18 protein-coding genes are annotated in these 23,554 nt (G+C 64.9%); 6 read left to right on the top strand and 12 right to left on the bottom strand.

Translation table 11 applies throughout. The features are described 5' to 3' along the window. The first annotated feature begins 252 nt into the window (after positions 1–252). Positions 253–1,086: a TetR/AcrR family transcriptional regulator gene (locus tag MHZ91_RS03885; protein ID WP_175183757.1), complete on the top strand. Its 834-nt coding sequence runs from the start codon at positions 253–255 to the stop codon at positions 1,084–1,086. Here the strand turns inward: MHZ91_RS03885 and MHZ91_RS03880 are convergent. The 4 genes from MHZ91_RS03880 to MHZ91_RS03865 all read right to left on the bottom strand — a co-directional run bounded on the left by MHZ91_RS03880 (position 1,030) and on the right by MHZ91_RS03865 (position 6,075). Then, on the bottom strand, positions 1,030–1,875 hold the full coding sequence (locus MHZ91_RS03880) for an enoyl-CoA hydratase/isomerase family protein (protein ID WP_239212544.1): 846 nt from the start codon (positions 1,873–1,875) through the stop codon (positions 1,030–1,032). The two genes, MHZ91_RS03885 and MHZ91_RS03880, sit on opposite strands and share 57 nt — an antisense overlap. A gap of 69 nt (positions 1,876–1,944) precedes the next feature. Beyond that, positions 1,945–2,709, bottom strand: coding sequence for an SDR family NAD(P)-dependent oxidoreductase (locus MHZ91_RS03875; protein ID WP_239212543.1), 765 nt, complete (start codon positions 2,707–2,709; stop codon positions 1,945–1,947). After that, positions 2,706–4,352, bottom strand: coding sequence for an AMP-binding protein (locus tag MHZ91_RS03870; RefSeq protein ID WP_239212542.1), 1,647 nt, complete (start codon positions 4,350–4,352; stop codon positions 2,706–2,708). Before MHZ91_RS03870 ends, MHZ91_RS03875 begins: the two co-directional genes overlap by 4 nt. A 64-nt stretch (positions 4,353–4,416) precedes the next feature. Continuing rightward, positions 4,417–6,075 carry an MFS transporter gene (locus MHZ91_RS03865; protein WP_218344215.1) on the bottom strand — a complete coding sequence of 553 codons (1,659 nt, stop codon included), beginning with the start codon at positions 6,073–6,075 and terminating at the stop codon, positions 4,417–4,419. A 287-nt stretch (positions 6,076–6,362) separates the two neighbouring features. On the opposite strand from MHZ91_RS03865, the gene MHZ91_RS03860 reads away from it, so the two are divergent. Next, positions 6,363–7,664, top strand: a complete 1,302-nt coding sequence (locus tag MHZ91_RS03860) for a UDP-N-acetylglucosamine 1-carboxyvinyltransferase (RefSeq protein ID WP_239212540.1) — start codon at positions 6,363–6,365, stop codon at positions 7,662–7,664. A gap of 192 nt (positions 7,665–7,856) precedes the next feature. Here MHZ91_RS03860 and MHZ91_RS03855 read toward each other — a convergent pair whose 3' ends face one another. Then, entirely contained in the window at positions 7,857–8,336 is a 480-nt protein-coding gene (locus MHZ91_RS03855; protein ID WP_239212538.1) for a cupin domain-containing protein, read from the bottom strand. 54 nt (positions 8,337–8,390) lie between these two features. Here MHZ91_RS03855 and MHZ91_RS03850 point away from each other — a divergent pair, with 54 nt between their 5' ends. Both MHZ91_RS03850 and MHZ91_RS03845 read left to right on the top strand, forming a co-directional pair. Next, positions 8,391–8,855, top strand: a complete 465-nt coding sequence (locus MHZ91_RS03850; RefSeq protein ID WP_239212536.1) for a MarR family winged helix-turn-helix transcriptional regulator — start codon at positions 8,391–8,393, stop codon at positions 8,853–8,855. A gap of 146 nt (positions 8,856–9,001) precedes the next feature. Further along, positions 9,002–9,586, top strand: coding sequence for a YceI family protein (locus tag MHZ91_RS03845; RefSeq protein WP_175136185.1), 585 nt, complete (start codon positions 9,002–9,004; stop codon positions 9,584–9,586). 62 nt (positions 9,587–9,648) lie between these two features. Here the strand turns inward: MHZ91_RS03845 and MHZ91_RS03840 are convergent, their stop codons facing one another. The 5 genes from MHZ91_RS03840 to MHZ91_RS03820 form a co-directional block, all read right to left on the bottom strand. Then, positions 9,649–10,944, bottom strand: coding sequence for an acyl-CoA thioesterase/bile acid-CoA:amino acid N-acyltransferase family protein (locus MHZ91_RS03840; protein WP_175121151.1), 1,296 nt, complete (start codon positions 10,942–10,944; stop codon positions 9,649–9,651). Between the two features lie 24 nt (positions 10,945–10,968). Further along, positions 10,969–11,958: a tripartite tricarboxylate transporter substrate binding protein gene (locus tag MHZ91_RS03835; protein WP_175136183.1), complete on the bottom strand. Its 990-nt coding sequence runs from the start codon at positions 11,956–11,958 to the stop codon at positions 10,969–10,971. Positions 11,959–12,241: 283 nt separating this feature from the next. Next, positions 12,242–12,799 carry a DUF1415 domain-containing protein gene (locus tag MHZ91_RS03830; RefSeq protein ID WP_175136182.1) on the bottom strand — a complete coding sequence of 186 codons (558 nt, stop codon included), beginning with the start codon at positions 12,797–12,799 and terminating at the stop codon, positions 12,242–12,244. A 69-nt stretch (positions 12,800–12,868) separates the two neighbouring features. After that, positions 12,869–14,341 (bottom strand): M20 family metallopeptidase, encoded by a 1,473-nt coding sequence (locus tag MHZ91_RS03825; protein ID WP_062841085.1) that lies wholly within the window; start codon positions 14,339–14,341, stop codon positions 12,869–12,871. A 66-nt stretch (positions 14,342–14,407) separates the two neighbouring features. Further along, positions 14,408–15,325, bottom strand: coding sequence for a LysR family transcriptional regulator (locus MHZ91_RS03820; protein ID WP_175136180.1), 918 nt, complete (start codon positions 15,323–15,325; stop codon positions 14,408–14,410). Between the two features lie 156 nt (positions 15,326–15,481). On the opposite strand from MHZ91_RS03820, the gene MHZ91_RS03815 reads away from it, so the two are divergent. Both MHZ91_RS03815 and MHZ91_RS03810 read left to right on the top strand, forming a co-directional pair. Next, positions 15,482–16,438, top strand: a complete 957-nt coding sequence (locus MHZ91_RS03815; protein WP_239212535.1) for an alpha/beta fold hydrolase — start codon at positions 15,482–15,484, stop codon at positions 16,436–16,438. Positions 16,439–16,457: 19 nt separating this feature from the next. Further along, the gene (locus MHZ91_RS03810; protein ID WP_175121146.1) at positions 16,458–17,441 is read left to right on the top strand and encodes a tripartite tricarboxylate transporter substrate binding protein; all 984 of its coding nucleotides are present in this window, start codon (positions 16,458–16,460) and stop codon (positions 17,439–17,441) included. A gap of 102 nt (positions 17,442–17,543) precedes the next feature. On the opposite strand, the gene MHZ91_RS03805 is transcribed toward MHZ91_RS03810, so the two are convergent. Both MHZ91_RS03805 and purL read right to left on the bottom strand, forming a co-directional pair. Next, positions 17,544–19,175: a methyl-accepting chemotaxis protein gene (locus tag MHZ91_RS03805; RefSeq protein ID WP_175121145.1), complete on the bottom strand. Its 1,632-nt coding sequence runs from the start codon at positions 19,173–19,175 to the stop codon at positions 17,544–17,546. Positions 19,176–19,420: 245 nt separating this feature from the next. Continuing rightward, complete coding sequence (gene purL / locus MHZ91_RS03800; RefSeq protein WP_175136178.1) at positions 19,421–23,470, bottom strand: phosphoribosylformylglycinamidine synthase; 4,050 nt, start codon at positions 23,468–23,470, stop codon at positions 19,421–19,423. Positions 23,471–23,554 lie beyond the last annotated feature (84 nt).

Raw genomic sequence — 23,554 nt, 5'->3', positions numbered from 1 at the left:
CGTCCATGCTTGCCAGTGCAGCCCGATCCAGGCTGTTTTGGTCGACCACGTCCCGTCGGTCCGTTCCAGATCCCGGGTCGCGCAGCGTCCTCGGCCACGATGACGTCCAACTGGTCGGCGTGATCCATGAGTGGATCGCCACGCGACGCTCGGAACAGCGCTACAACGCGCCCTCTGGACTCCCTATCGGCGCGTAAATTGTGCAAGAATTGGAATCCTTTTTTTGTGATTTACACAGGGAGCGCGTAACCAATGGCTGATGAGCGGCATTCCGCTGTTGGAGGTCGGATCAGTATCTATCGCCGGCCGAACAGCAGATTCTGGCAATGCCAAGGCACGTTTGACGGCAAGAGCCAGCGCGTCAGCACCAAGACTGACGATCTAACCCAGGCCCGGCATTTTGCGGAGAACTGGTATCTGGCCAAGACAGACGACGCATCCATTGCGGTGGGACAAACCACGGCCTCGCGCACGAATCCCCGCGCCGACCGGCCGACCTACAACTTGCCACAGCACGACAAGCGTGCGCGATTTCTGGCGGCCGCCATTGATCTGGTCGCAAGCGTGGGGTTTCGCGAAACACAGGTCAACGCCATCGCCGAGCGCGCGGGTATGTCGCCGGCGACGCTATACCGATACTTCAAGTCGCGCGAAAGCCTGCTGGTCGAGGTCGTCGCGCACGTTTCGCAGCACGAGGTCAATGTCGTGGCCGGCGTTGCGATGGGCGACGACACCCCGGCAAATCTGTTGAAGGAGTGCGCGTACACCTTCGGCAGCCGCGCCATCCGCGCCAAGCAGCTCGGCTATGCCTTGGTCGCGGAGCCTGTCGATTCGGCCATCGAGATCGAGCGGCTCAAGTACCGCAGCAAACTGATGCGCGTGTTCGAAACGATCATCGAGCGCGGCATCCGTGGCGGGGAGTTTGCCGACCAGAACCCGGAAGTCTCGTCGGCGTGCATTGTCGGATCGCTGTTTGAAGCGCTGGTGGGTCCGCTTGCGCGTAACAACGACGTTCATGACCGGCTGCGCCTAGATCGCGTCAGGGACATTGCGGATTTTTGCGTGCGGGGCGTTTCGCGGCGATGACGAGTGCGTGCGGCCGACGAACTGCGCCAGTCCCGTCTGCATGACCGGCGTACCGGCGTGCAGCTCAAGTGTCCTTATTTCGTTTTCCAACGCGTCCGCCTTGCCAAGCGTGTAAGACGCGACGAGCAACGACTTGGCCCTCGCAAGGGTGTCCCTATGCGCGACGGACATCTCTTGCGCAAGCGCGAGGGCGGAATGCGTCAAATCCTCTGCGGGTACGACGGAATGCAGAATGCCCCAGTCCACCGCCTGCGTTGCCGTGATGGATTGGCCCGACAGGATCATCCACTTGGCTCTTTGCACACCGATGGTCCTCGGCAGACGGACGCTGCTTCCCCCGCCTGGCAGCAACTCGCGCAAGGCGTGCGCATCGCCAATGGTGGCGTCTTGCGACGCGATCACTGCGTCGCAGCACAGCAACAACTCCAGTCCCCCCGCCCGCACGGCGCCGTGAGCCATGCCCACGACAGGCAGCCGGGAGGTCTCGAATCGCCGGCATACCTCGCGGAACCGGTCCAGCAGGGTACGGACAGCCGTGCGTCCGCCTTCCAGCAGCTCACCGAGATCGGCGCCCGCGCAGAAATTGCGACCGGCTCCGGAGAATATGATCGCCTTTACGTCCGGCGCCGACTCTGCCGCATCGATTGCCGCCAGCACCTCATCCAGCAGACCGGAACTGACAGCATTTGCCTTTTCGGGCCGGTTCAGCGTGATCCACGCCATGCCAGCCTGCACGATGCAAATGGGCGTCAGCCGCTGCCCCGTGCCATTCAATCCTGCGTCGCTCATCACATCACCTTGGTGTCTCATCGGCATTCACATTGCGGCGGCTCTGCGCCCCGCGCTCGCGTCGGCTCGTCATGGTGCAAACCGGGTTCCGCCGTCAAGCCGATAGCACGTTCCATTGACGTACGGATTGACGAGAATGGACTGCACCATGGCAGCAAACTCCGCCGGCAGGCCGCAGCGCTTCGGAAAGAGAAAGCCTTTCTCCATGGCTTCCATCCCCTTTTGCGGCACGTTCATGGTGAGCTCGGTCCCGAAAACGCCTGGTGCGATAGCCATGCAGCGGATCCCATACTCTGCCAGGTCACGCGCGATCGGCAGCGTCATTCCGGCGATCGCGGCCTTGCTGGCGCTGTAGGCGGCTTGTCCTTTCAGTCCGTCAAAAGCGGCGATCGAACTGGTGTTGATGATCACGCCGCGCTGCCCGTCGGCGTCGGGGGGGTTATGGATCATCCGTTCAGCCGCAAGTCGCAAAACGTTGAATGATCCCGTCAGGTTGATGGCCAGGACCCGGTTCCAGACGTCCAGGTCGTGTGCCACGCCGCGCGAGACCGTTTTGGCGGCCGATGGCACGCCCGCGCAATTGACAACGAACCGAAGGTCTCCGAAAGCTGCCGCGCCGGCGTCCACGCAGGCTTTCACCTCCTGCGCATCGCACACGTCGGCGTGAAGGGCCACATGCTTGCCGGGTAATCCCAATCGGGTGCGTTCCAGCCCGTCGTCGTTCATATCGAGCAGGACAAGCCTGGCGCCCTGCCTGGCCAACAACTCCGCGGTCGCCCGCCCCAGTCCGGAGGCCGCGCCGGTCACAATTCCAGCCGCGCCAGCAATGTTCATGCCTTTACCTCCACACTGCCGCGCAGCTCGTTGCGCAGCACGAATCGTTGCGTTTTTCCGGACGGGGTCTTGGGCAGCTCGTCGCGGTAGTGAATGCGGCGCGGATAAGCGTGCGCCGCGTAATCGGCGCGCACCTTCTGCCTGAGGGCTTCGGACAGTTCTTCGGTGGCGGCGTAGCCGTGGTTCAGCACCACGACGGCTTCGAGGACCTCGCCCCTGATCGCGTCGGGAACCGCAACGACCGCCACGTCCCGCACCGCCGGATGCGAGGCGATGACAGACTCCACATCGAAGGGGCCGATGCGATAGCCCGCCATGATGATCACGTCATCATCCCGTGACGAAAAGCGGAAGTAGCCCTCGCCGTCATACGAGGCCAAATCTCCCGTCAGATACCATCGCCCGCAGGGCGTCAGCCGGTCGGCGTTCTTTTCAGGAGTGCGGGCATAGCCGTCAAACCACGCCAACGGACTGTCGGAGAGCCGCGCGGCTAGCAGCCCGGACTGGTTTGGACCCAACTCTTCATGCGTCGCCGGGTCGATGACCGTCATGTCCCAGCCCGGCAGCGCGCGACCCATGGAGCCCGGCTTTATCGGCATTGCAAGGTCGGGATGATGATGATTGTTAAGCAGCATCCCGGCTTCGGTCTGCCCGAAGTGATCATGCACCTGCGCGCCCAGACCAGCTGGCGCCCACAGATTCACGTCGGGCGTAAGCGGCTCACCCGCGCTGGATGCGCAACGCAAAGCGACATGTCCATCCGGCACGCCATGCGCCTTCAGGCTGCGGTACACCGTGGGCGCCGCGGTGAAGTTGGTGACGCCTTGGCGCGTGAGGACAGCCAAGGTCCCCTCGGGCGTGAACTTCTCGACGTGCATGATGGACTCCACGCCCGTCGACAGCGAAACCAACACGCCAAAATAAAGGCCATAAGCCCAGCCCGGATCGGCTGCATTCCAGAAGATATCGTCCGAAACGAGTCCAAGACCAAATTCCCCATAGGCCTGAAAGCCCGCGACTGCCCGCAGCGGCACCACGACGCCCTTGGGCTTGCCCGTGGTACCGGACGTGTAGACCTCAATGACGGCCCCACCGCCCGACGTGACGTGGGCGGGGAAGTCGGCTTCGCCGCTCATCTCGATGTCGGCAGGGGTCAGCTCGCTACCCGTCGCGCCCCCCGCCACGGCCAGCGACAACCCGGGAAGCTCGCGCACCAACGCATCGAGCTTGGGCTTCTGAGCCGCGTCACAAACCACCAGCTTTGCCCCGCTGCTTGCCAGCCGCATCTGAATGGCCGGCTTGGCAAACGCCGTGAAGAGCGGCACATACACCGCGCCCAGCCGCCAGATGGCAAGCAGCGTGACGAGATAATCCTCTCCCTTGGACATCAGCGACGCAATGCGATCGCCGACGCCGTAACCACGTTTTTTCAAGCCCGACGCGAGCCTTTCGGAGCGCTCGCGCAGTTGGCCATAGGTGAGGACCACCGCTTCGCCATTGCTTGTGACGATGCGATAGGCGATGGCCTTCGGATCGTGGCGGTCGCAAAGCAGGTAACTCGCGCACGCATTCTCGCCTCCGTAGGCGTCGATAAGGCTCGCAAGCCGTTGTCTTATCGCCGGGCTGTATTCCCCTGCCTTCATGGTTGTCTCCTGTCGTATGTCTTTCATGCGTGCGCCAAAAGCCAGGCGCGCGCGGCCACCTATATCACCCGCGTGAGATGTCGGTCCCTTTGGTTTCGCGCGCAAAGATCAGGCTGAGCACGGTGCAGGCCACCGCAATGCCGACCGGGTAATACAGACCCGCGTAGATGTTTCCGGTGGCCGCCACGATCGCGAATGCGGTCGCCGGCAGAAAGCCGCCGAACCACGCTGCGCTCAGGTGATACGGAAACGACATGGCGGTGTAACGGATGCGCGACGGGAACATCTCCAGTAGCGACGTCGTGGACGGTGCAAAGGTGATGGTGCCGAAGCTGAGGAGCACCATCAGCAGCAAAACAATGACCGGCGCATTGACGTCCTGCGGGTTGGCCGTGCCAAGCGGATAACCTTTGTCGACCAACGCTGCGCGCAACTCGGCATCGAACCGCTGCTTCTCTTGCGCCGCGTTCGGCGCATCCGCCTGATACGACACGATCACCTTATCGCCCACCCGAATCTCGGCAAGGGCCGTGTTCGCGCTGGCAAGGCTCGTGTAGTTCAGCCCGAGCCCCGTCATGGCGTTGGTTGCTACGTCGCAGGACGATGTGAATTTTTTCGTGCCCAGCAGGTTGAACTGGACGGAGCAATCCGCGGGGTTGGACGCGACGGAGATGGGCGCGGCGCGTTGGGCGCGTTCCAGCGCGGGGTTGGCAAAGTGCGTCAGCCCTTGAAAGATCGGAATGGTCAATACCGCCGCGAGCACGTAGCCGCCGATGTAGACCGGGCGTCTGCCAATACGGTCCGAAAGATTGGCAAAGACGATGTAGAGCGGCGCCGTGAGCAGCGTCGCAACGATCAACATGAAGTTCGCCGTCAGCGTTTCGACCTTGAGCACCTTGGTCAGGAAAAACAGCGAATAAAACTGCCCCGTGTACCAAAGCACTGCTTGCGCGGGCAGGATGCACAATGCACCGATCAGAATAAGGCGCACGTTTTTCCAGGTGCCGAACGTTTCGGCAAGGGGAGACTTCGACGCCCGGCCTTCGGCCTTCATCTTCTTGAATTCGGGAGACTCGTCCAACTTCAGGCGGATCCACAACGAGATCAGAAGCAGCGCGATGGAAATGATGAACGGAATCCGCCAGCCCCACGCGCCGAACGCTTCCTGCCCCATCGTGAGCCGAAGCGGAATGATGACGGCCACGGCAAGCAGGAAGCCAACCGCCGCCGTCAGGATCACCCAAGCCGTCCAGGTTGCGCGTTTGTTCGCCGGGGCATGTTCGGCCACATAAATCATCGCACCGCCGAATTCTCCCCCCAGTGCCAGACCCTGGATCATGCGCATCACGACAAAGCCTATGGGAGCGATGAGGCCGGCGGTCTCATACGAGGGCAGCACGCCGATCAGGAACGTCGAACCACCCATCAGTACAATGGTGACCAGAAACGTGTACTTGCGTCCCACCAAGTCGCCCAACCGGCCAAAGACGATGGCGCCGAACGGACGAAGCATGAATCCCGCCGCGAACCCCAGCAGCGTGAAGATGAATCCCGCCGTGGGATTCACGCCAGAAAAGAACACGCGGGCGATCTCTGCCGCCAGCAGCCCGATCAAAAAGAAATCGTAGAACTCGAACACCGTGCCCAGGGATGCAGCGACGATGACGCGCTTGTCCCTTTTTGACATGGACGATGAACGCGGTGCAGTTGCGGTAGCTTCCATTTCCCCTCCTCCTGTGTGAAGGCCTTCATCTGTTAATGCTGAGGATTCACCTTTATTGCGCAGCGGATTAGCCGTGCGAACGCACTTCCGCTTTATGTGCAGAAATAATATTTTCAATTATCGTATTTGTCCATATATGTGAAAACCCTCATATCGGGGCGAAGATCGGAGGCACGGGGGATGCGTATCCTCAAGCGGCACGGCCCAGCCGACCCCGAGCTGTCTGGACGTTCGCCAGTACAATCCCCGCGCTCTCCCCTATTTCTTTCCCGGCAGTCCCCATCCCCATGTCCAACCTCATCGTCCACGGCGGCACGCCTTTGCGCGGCCGCGTCGTCCCTTCGGCCAACAAGAACGCGGTGCTGCCGATCCTGTGCGCCACGCTGCTGACCGATCAGCCGTTGACACTGCATGGGGTGCCGGACATCACCGATGTGCGCAAGATCCTGGACATCTTCCGCACGCTGGGCAGTGACGTCCGGCTGGACGATGCGACGCGCACGCTGGCGCTGCATCACAAGAACACGGTTTTCGATGCGGCGAACCACCGTCTTCCCGAGGAGATGCGTTCGTCAATCATGCTGGTGCCGCCGCTGCTGGCGCGCTTTGGCGTGGCGCGGCTGGAGGACAACGTCAAGGGATGCACGCTGGGGGTGCGCGAGATCGATCCGCACGTGGACATCTTCCGCTCGTTCGGCGGCCAGGTGGAACGCGCCAGCGGCTCGCTGCTGGTACGCGCCAGTGGCCCGCTCAAGCCCACGCACCATTGGCTGGACTATGCGTCCGTGACCACGACCGAGAACTTTGTGTTGTGCGCGGCCGCGGCAGAAGGCGAGTCGTCGTTGACCAATGCAGCGTCCGAGCCGCACGTGCAGGAGTTCTGCCGGTTCATGGCGATGATGGGCGCCGATATCGACGGCATCGGCACGTCGCGGCTGGTGGTGCGCGGCGGCAAGCGTCTGGGCGGCGGCGAGTTCACGTTCGAAGAAGATTTCCACGAGATCACGACCTTCCTCGCGCTGGGCGCGATCACGGGTGGCGACGTGGTGGTGCGCAATCGCACGCCGGGCAATTTTCCGCTGATCGACCGCACGTTCGCCAAGTTCGGCGTGCGAATCGAGCACAAGGACGGCTGGTCCCGCGCGCTGCGGGACGGGCCTTTGAAGGTGCAGACGCCGTTCACCGGCAACGTGCTGACCAAGGTCGAGGCGGCGCCCTGGCCTTACTTTCCGGTGGATCTGTTGCCGATCTTCATTGCGCTGGGCGTGTGCGCCGAGGGCAATGCGATGTTCTGGAACAAGGTCTATGACGGTGCGCTGGGCTGGACGGGCGAGCTGTCCAAATTTGGTGCGCACGTGTTCTCGTCGGACCCGCACCGCGTGGTGACGTTTGGCGGCAATCCGCTGACGCCGGGCGTGGTCGAAAGCCCCTACATCATCCGCGTGGCGATCGCGCTGTTCATGGTGGCCAGCAGCATCAAGGGACGTTCGGAAATTCGCAACGCCACGCCGATCCGACGCGCCCATCCGAGCTTTGTCGAGAACCTGCGCAGCCTGGGCGTGCAGGTCGAGTGGGCGAACGACGAGTAAGCCGAGGATTCATCAGCCGAAGCTGAATCGACCGAGGCGATAGCGACCGAAACTGAAGCAATCGAAGCTGAAGCGATCGAAGTCGAATCAACCGAAATAAGGGCGTCCTGGCGACGCCCTTTTTGCGCGCTCACTGGCCGCCTTCAGATGCCGGCGATGCGGCCCGGAATGCTGCGCCGATCACGCGCGCGGTCAACCTGCCGCCGCCGCCACAGCAGGCGCCGATGCCGGCGCCGGCGCGATCGGCGTCAGGCCGAACCGCTTCATCGTCTCCATCATCCGGGCCTTGTCCGGCGGCCCGCCGCCGTTGATCAGCGCCGCCATCTCGCGGAAGTAATCCGCGCTGATTTCCGGCGTGTTGATTACCAGCGCCTTGGCCATGACCGCGTGCGGGTTGCTGAACGCATGGGCCACACCGGTCGGCGTGGTCATCGAATCGCCGGGACGAAGGTCGCGCGTTTCTGCGCCGACGGTAAAGCGCAGCGTGCCTTCAAGCACGTAGATCAATTCCTCGTTGTCGTGGCTATGTGGCGGCGGCACGTTCGAGCCGGGCGGCACACACAATTCAAACGTCCCCATGCGGTTACCCCGCCCGCTTGGCTGGAGATAGCGGATTTCCAGTTGGCCCACGCGGATCACTTCTTCTGCATCGAATGCTTGCGCTACGTTCATGGCATACTCCCGTGTAAAGTTACTTTACGTGCCAGTGTACAAATTTTTTACGCCATGTCCAGTAGAAAAAATAGCGCCGCATCCGAACCGCAAGCCGGCCTGCCGATGATCGGTTCGTTGCTGCGGCTGCCGCGCGAACACGTGGTCGCGCGCATGCTGTCGACCGTCAACGCGCAGGGATTCGACGTGTCGTTGACCGAACTCGGCGTCTTCATGTATCCCGGTCCGCATGGGCGCCGGCCGATCGAGCTGGCCCGCCAATGCAATATGTCGCGCCAGGCGATGAACTACGTGCTGGCGGAACTGGAGCGGCGCGGCTATCTGCTGCGCCGGCCGGGCGCCGCGTCGAATTCGACAGAGCTGGAGCTTACGGATAAGGGCCAGCAGATGTACGTGCTGATGCGCAGTTGCGTGACCGACGTCGAACGGGAATGGAAAGACCACCTGGGTGAACAGCGCTTCAACGCCCTGCGTGAGACCTTGCAGGATCTGTCGGCATGGCTGGGCAAAGTGGATTGATGCCATCGGACGGTGCGCCGCGCAGCGCCCCGGATTTTTGATTTACGCCGCACTGCTGACACAGAACTGAATGTTATTGTCTTGTCTTTCCGGCACGCAGGCGACCCGTCGCCGGCGTGCTTGAACGCCATCCACAAGGAGCCGCAATGAAGTTGATCCCGTCCCTGTTGCTGGGCGCAAGTGCGCTGTCGATGACCTTCGCCGCGACCGCCGCGCCGGTCACGTATGACCTTGACCCCTCGCACACGTACCCCAGCTTCGAGGCCGATCACTTTGGCGGCCTGTCGACCTGGCGGGGCAAGTTCAACCAGTCCAGCGGCGTGGTCGTGCTGGACCGCGCGGCGCGCACCGGCACCCTGGAAGTCACCGTGGACATCAAGTCGGTGGACTTCGGCCACGACGAAATGAACCAGCACGCGATCGCGCCGGATATCTTCGACGCAGCCAAGTACCCCACCGCCACGTTCAAGGGCAAGTTCACCAAGTTCGACGGCGACAAGCCGGAGGAAGCCACGGGCGACCTGACGCTGCGCGGCGTCACGCGCCAGGTGAAGCTCGATATCGACGACTTCAAGTGCATCGATCACCCGATGATCAAGCGCGAGGTCTGCGGCGCCGATGTCTCCACGGAATTCAGCCGCAAGGACTTTGGCATGAATTTCGGGTTGGACATGGGTTTCAAGCCGGAGGTGAAGCTGAAGATCCAGGTCGAGGCCATCCGCCAGCAGTGATGCTGACGTGGGCAGAGTTAAGGACCGGCACTGCCGGTCCTTTTTGTTGCGCGCGGGATGCCCTACCCTTGCCCAGCCCGAGCCTGCGCCAGGAAATCCAGCACCGCGCGATACGACCCTTCGTTCCCAGCCGCGTTGGCGGACGGCGTGCCGCCCGCATCCAGCAGCAGTCCCGACATCGCGTGCGGTTTGTTGATCAGCGTGGCGGGCAGGCAGGGATAGTGGACATGGTGGCCCGCCCCGGCGCAGACATAGTGGTTCGTGGGCAGATCAAACGCCTGCCGCTGCCTCACCACCATTTCGGAATACGCGGTGCTGGGCCAGAAGCCGTCGTCGGACGCGCTGACCAGCATGACCGGTCCGGGGTAGTTTTCGACGGGAATGCGCGCGCGCTCGAAGGCCGAAGCATCGCGCGTGGCGCTCAGGAATGCCAGGGTCTGGCGATACGGCGGCTCGGAGGCATAGGCGGCGTTCCAGTCGGCCGTGGCGTTGTCTTGCCACAGGTGCGGCAAGGGCTCGCCATGCCGGGTCCAGACCTGGGCATCGCGGCCCGTGCCCGGCGCGCCGGCGCTGACCACGCCGTGCATCACGGGCGACGGCACGTACGCGACGACCGCGCTGACCAGGTCGGGGAAATGCGAGGCAACAAGCAACGATGTCTCGCCGCCCCGGCTGATGCCCGACACCGCCACGAAGCCGTCGCGCGGCTGCAGCGATTTGCGGACCCATTTCAGGGCGGCTTCGAAGTATTCGAGCGGCATGTCGTTCAAGTACTTCGGACGGCCGTCGTAGTTGAAGATCGCCAACGCCAGGCATTGATAGCCGCGGGCGGCAAACAGCGCGGCGCGGGGCGCGTTGACGCCACCCGACGAGCCGTTCATGTAGACCACGACGGGATGCGGGCCGGGTCCGGCCGGCACGAATAGTTCGCCGGACAGCGACATGCCGTCCACCTCTTCGCGCACGGACCGGTGCGTGACACCGTCCGCCAGGAAGTCCTGCACCAAAGTGGCCTCTGCCGACAGCGCGCCATTCGTGGCGTGAAGGTGCACGGTCAGCGCATCGGTGCTGTCGGGCGGAAACACCACGCGGTCCATGTCCTGGCACACCATGGACCAGACGATGCCCATGGCCGACGGCTCGGCGTACGAGCCGGACACGGGGCTATCGCGCCGCAAGTCCAGGCGTCCGTCGTGGCCGGCCACGAACACGGCCTCCGAGCGCCACGCCGCGCCGCACATGTGCATGCTGGCCGTGACGGTGATAAAGGCATAAGCCGGAAAGCCTTCGATGCGGATGTCGCGCTCGACGTCGATCAGCGCGCGTTCGGGCGTTACGGTGATACGGGGCTGTGTCACTGTCGTCTCCTTGCCGTCGCGGCCTTATGCCTTCAGGTCGGTCTTGGGCACGCCGTTGGCCTTGATGACCTGCGCCCACATGGCGGATTCGTCGGCGATGACCTTATCCAGATCTGCGGACGACGTGAACTCCACGGCCACGCCCTGCTCCGCGAATTGCTGGACCAGGCTGGGATCGCGCGTGCCTTCGCGCACGGCGTGCTCCAGCGTCTTCACGACGTCGGCGGGCATGGCGGCGGGGCCGGAGATCATCATGCGGGTGTAGAGCTCGAAGTCGTCGACGCCCGCTTCCTTCATCGTCGGCACGTCGGGCAGGCTGGACAGCCGCTTGTCCGCAGTGACGGCCAGCACTTTCAATTTGCCGGACTTGATGTTGGGCAGCGCCGAGGTCGGAAAGTCGAACGTGCTTTGCACGGTGCCCGCCATCAGGTCAAGCAGCGCCGGACCGCTGCCCTTGTAGGGCACGTCCTGGAATTGCGTGCCGGTCTTCGACTGGAAATGCAGCAGCGCGAGATGATTGATGACGCCGCGGCCGGCATGCGCGCAGGTGATGTCGTTGGGCTTCTTCTTGGCCAGGTCAATGAACTCCTGCACGGTGTTCACGCCCAGGTCGGGATGCACGATCAGCAGCATGGGCGATTTGCCCATGGATCCCAATTGCTTGAAGTCCGATGGCTGGTACGGCAGGTTGTTGTAAAGCAAGGGGTTGAGAATCATGCCGTTGGTGCCGGCAAAGCCCAGCGTGTAGCCGTCTGGCTCGGCGCGCGCCACTGCGACGGTGGCGATGATGGCCTGCCCGCCGGGGCGGTTTTCAACGACGACGTTCTGCTTGAGCGTCTTGCCCATGCGGTCGGCCAGCGCGCGCGCGGCAATGTCAGTCAGCCCGCCGGGCGCAAAGCCCACCAGCAGACGCACGGGACGCGTCGGAAAGGCGTTCTGCTGGGCCCAGGCCGGGCGCGAGATCAACGGCAAGGCGGCAAGCGCGCCCAGGGCATGACGGCGGGTGAATCGCATACGGCTCTCCAGACAAAGGCAAAGGCCAACGCGCGGCCGATGGGGGCCGCGAGGCAAGACAATGAAAAGGGGAAGGACGTACAGGCCGCCGCCGATCGGCGACGGTCACAATGATCGTATGTTGTATGCAATACAACCGACGGGCTATCTAGGGATATCCCGGTAACTGCCTGGGTGATGGACGCGATACGGGGCCCGATGCGGGACCCGATGCCGAACCCGATGCGGGGACTTGATGTGGGCCGAGTCGCGGCCCGATCAAGGCCCGATCAAGGCCCGCCGATCAGGTCTTCGTCATCAGCTTTTTCCACCCTTCCAGCCCGAGCTTGTTCATCGTGTCGATGTTCTTCTCGTAGATCTCGGCGGCATCCGGGAACGACTCCACCGCGCGGTCGATGCTGTCTTCACGCAATAGATGCAGGATGGGATACGGCGAGCGGTTGGTGTAGTTCTCGATGTCGTCCGGCTGCGTGTCGGCGAACTGGAATTGCGGGTGGAAGGTGGCCACCTGCAACTCGCCCACCAGACGCATGCGCTTGAGCAGACGATCGGACAGGTCTTCGAAGTCGTTGAACTCCATGAAGTCGTCCAGCGCATCGGGGATGATGAGCAGCGTGGTGTCGATCTTGTCGGGATCGGTTTCAGCCAGCAGCGCCAGCTCGTCCTGCAGGTCGGTCAGCACGCCCTCGGCGTCGGTGGCGTCGCTAACGGCAAAGCGGATCTGGTCCTTAACCTGCACCGCCTTGGCGAAGGGACAGAGGTTCAGGCCGATCACCGCCTGGTTCAGCCAGTGGCGGGTTTCTGCGACCACATTGGCGTAGGCGTCGGAAGTGGAAATCATGGAATCAGTCCTGGAAATAGAAAGAGCGCAAGGCCGAAGGCCCCGCGCTCTGCGTGGCACGCGTGCAGGTCAAGCGGCCGGCATGGCGGCCATGGTCTGAGCCACGGCGGCGGTGAGCTTCTTGCCGTACGGCACGTGCAGGAATTCGTTGGGGCCGTGCGCGTTGGACTTGGGACCCAGCACGCCGCACACCATGAACTGCGCCTGCGGGAAGCCCTTTTGCAGGATGCTCATCAGCGGAATCGTGCCGCCCTGGCCGATGTAGCCGCAGGGTGCGCCATAGTACTGCTGCGAAGCGGCGTCCAGGGCCTGCGTCAGCCACGGCACGGTGGCGGGCGCATTCCAGCCGGTGGCGGCGCCTTCGTTGGCCTTGAAGATGACCTTGGCGTTATAGGGCGCGTCGGCTTCGAGCAGTTCCTTGATTTCCTGCGAGGCGGCCACGGCGTCCACCAGCGGCGGCAGGCGCAGCGACAGCTTGAAGGCGGTGCGCGGGCGCAGCACGTTGCCGGCGCTGGACAGCGGCGGCAGGCCTTCGGCGCCGGTCACCGACAGCGTCGGACGCCACGTGCGGTTCAGCAGCGCCTGCTCGGGTTCCGTGGTCATGGGCAGCACGAAGCCGCCATCAGCGCCGCAGCTCCAGGGGAAACGGCGCCACACTTCGTCGCCCAGGATGCGCGCGGTGGCGCTGACCTGTTCGATGCGTTCGGCGGGGATCTCGCAGTGCAGGCTTTGCGGCAGCAGACGGCCGGTGCCACTGTCTTCCAGGCGGTCCAGCAGGTGGCGCAGAATGCGGAACGAGGACGGGACGACGCCGCTGGAGTCGCCGGAATGGACGCCTTCGTCCAGGACCTGGACTTCCAGCGTGCCGGACACCATGCCGCGCAGCGACGTGGTCATCCAGAGCTGGTCGTAGTTGCCTGCGCCGGAGTCCAGGCACACCACCAGGGCCACGTTGCCCAGGCGGTCGCGCAGCGCGTCGACGTACGGCAGCAGGTCGTAGCTGCCGGATTCTTCACAGGTCTCGACGATGCCGACGCAGCGCGGACGCGGGATGCCTTGCTTGTCCAGCGCCATGATGGCGGTCAGCGAAGCGTACACGGCGTAGCCGTCGTCGGCGCCGCCGCGGCCGTAGAGCTTGCCGTCTTCGTACTTGGGCGTCCACGGACCGAGTCCGGCTCGCCAGCCCGAGAATTCAGGTTGCTTGTCCAGGTGGCCGTAGAGCAACACGGTGTCGCCGTTGTCGCTGCGGGTGGCGGGCGCGTCAAAGAAGATGACGGGCGTGCGGCCCGGCAGGCGCACCACTTCCAGCTTCAGGCCGGAGACCTTCTGCGCTTCGACCCACTGCGCTGCATCGCGCACCACGCGCTCGATGAACGCGTTCTTTTCCCAGTCGGCGTCAAACGCCGGGCTCTTGGCGGGAATGGCGATGTAGTCGGTCAGCGCGGGGATGATCTCGTTGTCCCACTTGTCGTCCACGAAGTCCTGGAGGGCTTTGGGATCAAGGGTGGGCGGCAATGCGTCTTCGGGGATGCGTGCGTTCATGGCGCTGGCTTCCTGTGTGCGGGAAAGGGGCAAACCGCTATTTTATGCCTGCGCGGGCAAACGGCGTTATTTGGCTGCGTAAGCCTCGATGCGGCTCCACACCTCGCGGGCCAGGGGCTTGGTGTTGCCGACCGACTGGTACAGGCGGATTTCCATATGGATGTCGTTGCGGGCGCCGTCGGCGCGGACCAGCCGGCCGTCACGCAGGTCGGGTTCGACGAGCGTGTGCGGCAGCCAGGCCAGGCCGAAACCCTGGCGCGCCATGGCGTGCAGCGCGTCGGCCAGGTCGGACTCGTAGGTGGTTTGTAGCAGCGGCACCTCGCACAGGCCGCGCAGTTTGTCGTGCAGGATGCGGCCCAGCGACATGCTGTCGGCGTAGGCCAGGAAAGGCACGGGCGGGTCGGACGCCAGTTTGGGCACCGCGAACCGGGGGTGACGGCCGCCGGGCGCCACGGGCGCGCTCACGGCCACCAGCTTGTCGGCGCCCACGCGCCGGCAACGGTAATTGGGATTGTCGATCTTGGCGTACAGCGGTTCGTGGGCATGGCACAAGAGGAAATCGACCTCGCCGTCCCCCAGCATGTCCACGCCGTAATTCAGCGTCGTGGTGATCACCTTCAACTGAAACGCGGGCAGGCTGCGCTGCACGCCGGCCATCAGCCCCGGCAGCACCGAGTGCGCCAGCGTCTTGCCTGACGCGATGGTGATCTTGCGGGCGCGTTCCTGTTCGGGCTTCTGCAGCGCTTCGCGCGTCTCGTGCAGGATGTCCAGCACGTCGATGGCGGCGGCCAGCACGCTGCGGCCGGCGGCGTTCAGCGTGGACACCTGGTGGCCGCGTTCGACCAGCGGCACACCCGCCCAATCCTCAAGCGCCTTGATGCGGCGCCCGAACGCCGGGTGCGTCACGTTGCGCGACTCCGCGGCCTGAAACAGGTTGCGCGACTTCGACAGCGCGACGAAGTCTTCCAGCCATTTGATGTCCATGCGTCTTCTCCTGCCCCGCCCCATGTCTGTCCGGGGCTGGATGCGTGTTGGCCAGCGGCTCATCGGCTGTGCCTTCTCGGCACAACGAGTGCGCATTTTGCACAAGACAGAAACACCTTGCAACTAATATCCCCGCATCCACTCCTGGAAAACCCTATGTCCGACATCCCTGTCCAGCTCAAGTCCATCCGCAGCCATTACCTGGGCGGCGTCGAAGTCGTGGCCGGCGGACTGCCGATGCAGCAGCAAAAGGTGGTTGGCAATGCGTCGCCCCGGCTCATCGACATGAACGGCGGCTACAGCGTCGGCCAGTTGTATGTCCAGGAGTACCGCCTCGCGCAGCCGACGCGGCCTTACCCCGTCCTGCTATGGCATGGCGGCGGCATGACCGGCGCGCAATGGGAAAGCACGCCGGATGGCCGCGACGGCTGGTTGTGGCGCCTGCTGCAGGCCGGCTACGACGTCTTCGTGTCCGACGCGCCGGAACGCGGCCGCGCCTCGTGGGCGATGTTTCCCGAGGTCTACGACTCGGCCCCCATCTTCCGATCCAAGGAAGAAGCGTGGCGGCTGTTCCGCATCGGCCCGGCCTCGGGCTATGCGCCGGCTGGCGAAACGCGCCAGGCGTATCCGGGACAGCAGTTTCCCGTCGAGGCGTTCGACACCTTTTCCAAACAGTTCGTCCCGCGCTGGCTGACGCACGGCGACATGGCGCTGGACGCCTATCGCGCGCTGCTCGACTTCGTGGGCCCTTGCATCCTGGTCGGCCATAGCCAGGGCGGCGGCTTTGTCACGCAGCTGGCGCAGGAATATGCCGCGACCGTGCGCGCCGTCGTGGCCGTCGAACCCACCGGCACCCCGGCCCAGGCCTCCTGTCAGTTGCCCCCGCAACTGCTGGTCTGGGGCGATCACTTCACCGCGGACGACACCTGGCAGCGCTATCGCGCCCAGACGGACGCCTATTGGAACGCCCTGCGCGCGGCCGGCCAACGCGCCGACGTGCTGGACCTGCCCGCTGCCGGCATCGCCGGCAACTCGCACTTCTGCATGCTGGATCGCAACAGCGACCACATTGCCGGATTGATCGTCGATTGGCTCGATCGCAGCCTCGACTAACCTTCTCGTGGAGATACAGATGACCCTGAAGAAAACCACCATCGCCCTGGCGCTCCTGACCGGCGCCACGCTGGCGGCCGGCGCTTCGGCCCAGCAGTCCGACTACCCGAGCAAGCCCATCCGCATGATCGTGCCGTTCGCCCCGGGCGGCACCGCCGACATCATCGGCCGCGTCTTCGCCGCGCAACTGGGCACCGAACTCGGCGTCACGGTGGTGGTCGAGAACAAGGCTGGCGCAGGCGGTTCGATCGGCACGCGCTACGTCGCCGACGCCGCACCCGACGGCTACACCATCCTGCTAGCCTCCTCCAGCACCCACGGCACGAACCCCGCCGTCTACAAGAACCTGACGTACGACGCATCGCAGGATTTCACGGCCATCACGCAACTGGTCACCGTGCCCGGCGTGCTGAGCGTCACCAAGGACTTCCCCGCCGCCGATCTGAACGCGCTGATCGCGCAATCGAAGGCCAACCCGGACAAGTACACGTACGCATCGTCCGGCGCGGGCGGCCTGGGTAACCTGGCGATGGAACTGATGAAGTCGATGACGGGTTCGCACCTGATGCACATCGCCTACCGCGGCGCGGGCCCCGCCTTCACCGACGTGATCAGCGGCCAGGTGTCGATGATCTGGGAACCGGTGCCGGCCTCGCTGCCCTACATCAAGAGCGGCCAGATCCGCCCGATCGCCATCGCCGCCGACGTGCGTTCGCCGGAACTGCCCGACACGCCGACCTTCAAGGAAGCCGGCCTGACGCGCTATGAAGCCAACGCGTGGAACGGCCTGCTGGCCCCGAAGAACCTGCCGGAAGCCGTGAAGACCAAGCTGCACGACGCCTCGGTCAAGGCGCTGAACACGCCGGAAGTGAAGGCCAAGATGGCCAGCCTGGGCGGCACCGTGGTGGCCGGTTCGTCGGACGCCTTCCAGCAAGTGATCGCCAGCGACGTGAAGAAGTGGAAGAACGTCGCCAACGACGCCAAGATCCAGCTCGACCAGTAATGCAAAAGGCCCCGGCGCGTCATGCGTCGGGGCCTTGCGTGGTACATGCAAGCCGGCCTTCGGGGCCGGCTTTTTATTGGCGCGTAACTTTGGCGGGCGGAATCAGGCGCCGATGAGCGCCGGCTCAGCGCCGCGGTTGTCCAGCGCGGGAGCTTCAGCGTCGATCACCCGGCCGGATTGCAGCTTGAACACCGCAACCGCGTCGCGCAGGCGCTGGGCCTGCGTTTCCAGCGATGCCGCCGAGGCCGCGGCCTCTTCGACCAGCGCCGCGTTCTGCTGCGTCACGCTGTCCATCTGCGACACGGCCTGGTTCACCTGCTCGATGCCCTGCGACTGCTCCTCGGACGCGCTGGAGATCTCGTTGATGATGTCCGCCACGCGGCGCACCGACGTCACTATCTCCTGCATGGTGGCGCCGGCGGCCTCCACCTGGTCCGAACCCACCGAGACCTTCTGCACGGAGTCGTCGATCAGACCCTTGATCTCCTTGGCGGCGGCGGCGCTGCGCTGCGCCAACGCGCGCACTTCGCTGGCCACCACGGCGAAACCCTTGCCCTGCTCGCCCGCGCGCGCGGCTTCGACCGCGGCGTTCAGCGCCAGGATGTTGGTCTGGAAGGCAATGCCATCGATCACGCCGACGATGTCGGAGATGCGGTGCGAGCTGTCGGCAATGCCGCGCATCGTGCCCACCACGTCGCCGACCGCCTGGCCGCCGCGCGTGGCGACTTCCGATGCCGCCATCGCCAGTTGCGCCGCGCTGCGCGAGCTGTCGGCGTTGTTCTTCACGGTGGAGGACAGTTCGTCCATGCTGGCGGCGGTTTCTTCCAGCGACGCGGCCTGCTGCTCGGTGCGCGAGGACAGGTCGATGTTGCCGGCGGCGATTTCGCGCGAGCCGGTGTGGATCTCTTCCACGCCCAGGCGGACGGCCGACACCGTGCGCGCCAGGCTGTCCTGCATGCGCTTGACGGCGCCGTACAGAACGCCGATCTCATTGTTGCCGCGCTGCTCGATGCGGTTGGTCAGGTCGCCGCTGGCGATGCGGTCGAACAGGCGCCCGGCTTCATGCAACGGACGGAAGACGGCGCGGCCGAAGACCACATACAGGCCCACGACCAGCGCGGCCACCACGACCAGCAGACAGATCAGGAAGACGATCGCGGTATTGATGCGCGCGGCGGAATCGCGCGCCACGCGCTGGCCGACTTCGTCGGCGAAGTCCACATATTGCTGGTTGGCCTGGGTGAACTTGGTGCCCAGCGGGCTGACCTTTTCCTGATTGATGCGGCCGGCCTCCTTGGCGTCGCCGGCGCGAATGGCGGCGATCATCGGGCCGATGGCCTCGCGCACGTAGACGTCGTAGGCGGCCAGCGCCGCCTCGAACAAAGGCTTGCCCTGCGGCGACGTTTCCGGCAGCTTGCGCGCGGCTTCGATCTGACCGGTGGCCTTGGTGACGTAGCTGTCCATGCGCTGCATGTTGCTGGCCGTGGTGTCCAGGCTCTTGCCTTCGAGCAGCGCGCTATGCGCCGCCAGCAGCACCACGCGGGCGCGCAGCAGGTCCGACGCCGCGTCGTCCAGCGAATTGGCGCGGACCAGGTTGGTGTCCAGCATCACCTCGATCGAGGTGCGGTTGGAGGTCAGTTGCTGGTAGACCGCGATGCCGGTCACCAGAAAGAGTGCAAAGAAGACGGCCAAGGCGGTCGTCAGGATTGCGCGGATACTTAAATTCTTGAACATTGAAAGCCACTCCGGGGGTTGCGTAACGCTTTCCCCTTAACGGCGCAATGCAATGAAAAGTTAAATATTTCACCGGGTTACATGCGTTGAGCGGACCGCGTGCCGGACTGCTTGTGCGCCTGTCGCCAGCGCCCCCCTTCGGCCTCGGGATCATCGCCGCCGCAGCAAGGCCGTCAACGCAAAACCGCCGCGGACGAGCCGCGGCGGTTTCGGTGGCTAAGATTTCGGGGCTTAGCCCGAAACGCTTACTTCAGCCAGGCGCGCGCGTTGCGGAAGATGCGCATCCACGGGCTGAACGCACCGCCCGAGTCCGCATTGCCCCACTTCTCGGGCGCCCACGACATCATGACGTTGCGGGTCACGCGTTCCGGGTGCGGCATCATCACCGTGAAGCGGCCGTCGGCCGTGGTGACCGAGGTCAGGCCGCCCGGGCTGCCGTTCGGGTTGAACGGATAGGCTTCGGTGGCTTGCCCATAGTTGTCGATGAAGCGCGCGCCGGCCAGCACGCGGCTGGCGTCGCCCTGCTGCGAGAAGTCGGCAAAGCCTTCGCCATGAGCCACGGCGACCGGCACGCGGGCGCCTTCCATGCCGGCAAAGAAGATCGATGGCGACTTGGCGATTTCCACCATCGACAGACGGGCTTCGTACTTTTCGGACTGGTTGCGCGTGAAGCGCGGCCAGTGCTCGGCGCCCGGGATCATGGGCGCCAGCGCGGCCATCATCTGGCAGCCGTTGCACACGCCCAGCGCGAAGGTGTCGGGACGCGCGAAGTACGCGGCGAATTGATCCGACAGCTTGCTGTTGAAGCGGATGGTGCGCGCCCAGCCTTCGCCTGCGCCCAGCACGTCGCCGTAGCTGAAGCCGCCGACGGCGACCAGGCCCTGCATCTGGGCCAGGTCCAGGCGACCGGACAGAAGGTCGGTCATGTGGACGTCGATGGCCTCGAAGCCCGAGGTATCGAAGGCCCAGGCCATTTCGACCTGGCTGTTGCAGCCCTGCTCGCGCAGGATGGCCACGCGCGGACGCTTGCCGGTATTGATGAACGGCGCGGCCACGTCCTCTTGCGGGTCGAAGGCCACGGTCGGGCTCATGCCCGGATCCTTGGTGTCGTTCCAGACGTCCAGTTCAGCCTGGGCGCACGCGGGATTGTCGCGGCGCGCCATGATGCGGTGCGAGACTTCGGACCATGCGCGGCCAAGATCGGCGCGCGGCTGGCCCCAGACCTTGCGGCCGTCGCGGTAGAACTCGACTTCGTCGGCGCCGTTCAGGCCGCCGATGACGTGCGAGTGGGCCGACAGGCCCGCGCCGCGCAGCACCTGCATGACGGCGTCGCGCTGCGAAGCCGGCACCTGGATGACGGCACCCGCTTCTTCCGAGAACAAGGCCTTGAGCGTCAGTTCGTCGCGCTGCACCGCGACCTGTTCCGGACGGATCTTGTAGTCGCCCCAATCGGCCGACTGCGGATCGAAGGTCAGCATGTCCAGGTTGACCGAGATGCCGGTACGGCCAGCGAAGGCCATTTCGACCAGCGTGGCGAACAGGCCGCCATCGGAACGGTCGTGATAGGACAGGATGGTGCCGGCTTCGGCCAGCGTGCGGATGGTGACGAAGAAGGCGCGCAGGTCTTGCGGCGCGTCGATGTCCGGCACGGTCTGGCCGACCTGGTTGTAGGTCTGCGCCAGGATCGAGCCGCCCATGCGGTGACGGCCGCGGCCCAAGTCGATCAGGATCAGGACGCTGTCGCCGGCGTCGGTGCGCAGTTGCGGCGTCAGGCTGGCGCGGACATCAGCAACGGGTGCGAACGCCGTGATGATCAGCGACACGGGCGCCACGACCTGGCGCTGCTCGCCGTCCTGTTCCCAGGAGGTCTTCATGGACAGGGAGTCCTTGCCGACCGGGATGGACAGGCCCGTGGCCTGGCACAGTTCGCTGACGGCGGACACGGTGTCATACAGCGCGGCGTCTTGCCCGGCCACGCCGCAGGCGGCCATCCAGTTGGCCGACAGCTTGATGTCTTCAAGGCGCGCGACGTCGGCCGCCGCCAGGTTGGTCAGGGCTTCGGCCACGGCCATGCGGCCCGAAGCCGGGGCGTCCAGCATGGCGATGGGGGTGCGTTCGCCCATCGACATGGCTTCGCCGCGGAAGCCTTCGTAGTCGGCCAGCGTGACGGCGCAGTCGGCGACAGGCACCTGCCACGGACCGACCATCTGGTCGCGGCTGGACAGACCGCCAACGGTGCGGTCGCCGATGGTGATGAGGAAGGACTTGTTGGCCACGGTGGGGTGGCGCAGCACGCGGTAGGCGGCTTCGGTCAGGTCGATGCCGGCCAGATCCAGCGGCTCGGACACGCCGGGCAGGCGGGTGACGTCGCGCGTCATGCGCGGCGGCTTGCCCAGGATGACGTCGATGGGCACGTCCACGGGGCGCACTTCGGCGTCGCCTTGCGGGCGGATCGTGTCCAGGCCGGGCAGGCCTTCGCCGTCCACCACGCGCAGCTGGCGCTCTTCGGTGGCCACGCCCACCACCGCGTACGGGCAGCGTTCGCGGCGGGCGATGGCGTCAAAGCGTTCGAGGTCTTGCGGCAGGATCGACAGGACGTAGCGTTCCTGCGATTCGTTGCTCCAGATTTCGGCGGGCGACAGGCCCGATTCTTCGAGAGGCACGCGCTTCAGGTCGAAGATGGCGCCGCGGCCGGCGTCGTTGACCAGTTCCGGGAATGCGTTGGACAGGCCGCCTGCGCCCACGTCGTGGATCGCGATGATGGGGTTGTTTTCGGCCTGCTGCCAGCAGCGGTCGATGACCTCTTGGGCGCGGCGTTCGATTTCGGGGTTGCCGCGCTGGACCGAGTCGAAGTCCAGTTCAGCCGAGTTGCTGCCCATGCTGATGCTGGAGGCGGCGCCGCCGCCCATGCCGATGCGGAAGCCCGGGCCGCCCAATTGGATCAGCAGCGCGCCGGGGGGAATCACATCCTTGTGCGTGAGGCCGGCGTCGATGCTGCCCAGGCCGCCCGCGATCATGATGGGCTTGTGATAGCCCCAGCGCGTGCCGCCAGCGGTCTGCTCGAACGAGCGGAAATAGCCCAGCAGGTTGGGACGGCCGAATTCGTTGTTGAACGCGGCGCCGCCGATGGGGCCGTCGATCATGATGGACAGCGGCGAAGCGATGCGATCGGGCAGACCGTGGTGGTCGGCTTCCCAGGGTTGCAGCGCGTCGTCAAAGCGCAGGTGCGACACGGTGAAGCCCGTGAGGCCCGCCTTGGGCTTGGAGCCGCGGCCGGTGGCGCCTTCGTCGCGGATTTCGCCGCCGTTGCCGGTGGACGCACCGGGGAACGGGGCGATGGCGGTCGGGTGGTTATGCGTTTCCACCTTCATGAGCGTGTGCACGGTGGTGTCGCGGCGGATGTACTTGGCGCTGTCGGCGCCCTGGCCTGCCAGGCCCGGCACGCCGGCCTGGAAGCGCTGCGCGGGGCCGCCTTCCATGATGGCGGCGTTGTCCGAATAAGCGACGACGGTGCCTTGCGGCTGCGCCTTGTGCGTGGCGCGGATCATGCCGAACAGCGTGTTGGGCTGCGACTGGCCGTCGATGACCCATTCGGCGTTGAAGATCTTGTGGCGGCAATGTTCGCTGTTGGCCTGCGCGAACATCATCAGCTCGACGTCGGTGGGATCGCGGCCCAGGTCGGTGAAGGACTTGGCCAGGTATTCGATCTCGTCGTCGGACAGGGCCAGGCCCAGCGTGGTGTTGGCTTCGACCAGCGCATCGGCGCCGCGCGTCTGGACGTCGACCGTGCGCATGGGCTTGCCGGCCAGCGGCTGGAACAGCGCCTGGCCGTCGAAGCTGGCGTCCACCACGGTTTCGGTCATGCGGTCGTGCAGGCAGTCGGCCGCGCGCGCCAGCATGGCTTCGTCGAGCGACTTGGCGCCGAGTAGGCCGCGTTCGGGCGTAATGACATAGCGCACGCCGCGTTCAATGCGATGCACCGACGACAGGCCGCAGTTGTGGGCGATGTCGGTGGCCTTGCTGGCCCAGGGGGAAATCGTGCCGAGGCGCGGGATGACCAGCAGCGAGACGCTCTTGGCGGGCGCGTCACCCGTGGCGGGCGTACCGTAGTCGAGCAGTTGCGACAGTTGCTGCTGCTGTTCGGCCGTCAGGGCGGCGTCGGTGCTGACGAAGTGCTCGTAGCGGGCGGATATGTCGGCCACCGGCAGGCCGGCTTCCTTCAATTGCGCCAGAAGGCGATCACGTCGAAAGGAGGACAGAACGGAGGAACCAGGCAGATGCTGAACTAGGGACACGATGCGGGCGCCGTATAAAGAGGGGTGCAAAGCAGGGATTTTACCCGTTTAAGGGGTTTTCCCGGAGCCGAAGTTCGCGGCGGG

The sequence above is a fragment of the Achromobacter sp. ACRQX genome (assembly GCF_022346505.1).
GTDB lineage: Bacteria > Pseudomonadota > Gammaproteobacteria > Burkholderiales > Burkholderiaceae_B > Achromobacter > Achromobacter animicus.
Note: the sequence above shows the minus strand (reverse complement) of the source record. Positions and strands in the feature narration are given on the sequence as shown.

Coding starts and splice junctions, on each gene's coding strand:
- MHZ91_RS03885 (WP_175183757.1), top strand. CDS start 253: ATGGCTGATGAGCGGCATTCCGCTGTTGGAGGTCGGATCAGTATCTAT.
- MHZ91_RS03805 (WP_175121145.1), bottom strand. CDS start 19,175: ATGTTCAAGAATTTAAGTATCCGCGCAATCCTGACGACCGCCTTGGCC.
- MHZ91_RS03865 (WP_218344215.1), bottom strand. CDS start 6,075: ATGGAAGCTACCGCAACTGCACCGCGTTCATCGTCCATGTCAAAAAGG.
- MHZ91_RS03860 (WP_239212540.1), top strand. CDS start 6,363: ATGTCCAACCTCATCGTCCACGGCGGCACGCCTTTGCGCGGCCGCGTC.
- MHZ91_RS03880 (WP_239212544.1), bottom strand. CDS start 1,875: ATGAGCGACGCAGGATTGAATGGCACGGGGCAGCGGCTGACGCCCATT.
- MHZ91_RS03830 (WP_175136182.1), bottom strand. CDS start 12,799: ATGATTTCCACTTCCGACGCCTACGCCAATGTGGTCGCAGAAACCCGC.
- MHZ91_RS03835 (WP_175136183.1), bottom strand. CDS start 11,958: ATGCGATTCACCCGCCGTCATGCCCTGGGCGCGCTTGCCGCCTTGCCG.
- MHZ91_RS03875 (WP_239212543.1), bottom strand. CDS start 2,709: ATGAACATTGCTGGCGCGGCTGGAATTGTGACCGGCGCGGCCTCCGGA.
- MHZ91_RS03815 (WP_239212535.1), top strand. CDS start 15,482: ATGTCCGACATCCCTGTCCAGCTCAAGTCCATCCGCAGCCATTACCTG.
- MHZ91_RS03870 (WP_239212542.1), bottom strand. CDS start 4,352: ATGAAGGCAGGGGAATACAGCCCGGCGATAAGACAACGGCTTGCGAGC.
- MHZ91_RS03855 (WP_239212538.1), bottom strand. CDS start 8,336: ATGAACGTAGCGCAAGCATTCGATGCAGAAGAAGTGATCCGCGTGGGC.
- MHZ91_RS03810 (WP_175121146.1), top strand. CDS start 16,458: ATGACCCTGAAGAAAACCACCATCGCCCTGGCGCTCCTGACCGGCGCC.
- MHZ91_RS03850 (WP_239212536.1), top strand. CDS start 8,391: ATGTCCAGTAGAAAAAATAGCGCCGCATCCGAACCGCAAGCCGGCCTG.
- MHZ91_RS03825 (WP_062841085.1), bottom strand. CDS start 14,341: ATGAACGCACGCATCCCCGAAGACGCATTGCCGCCCACCCTTGATCCC.
- MHZ91_RS03820 (WP_175136180.1), bottom strand. CDS start 15,325: ATGGACATCAAATGGCTGGAAGACTTCGTCGCGCTGTCGAAGTCGCGC.
- MHZ91_RS03845 (WP_175136185.1), top strand. CDS start 9,002: ATGAAGTTGATCCCGTCCCTGTTGCTGGGCGCAAGTGCGCTGTCGATG.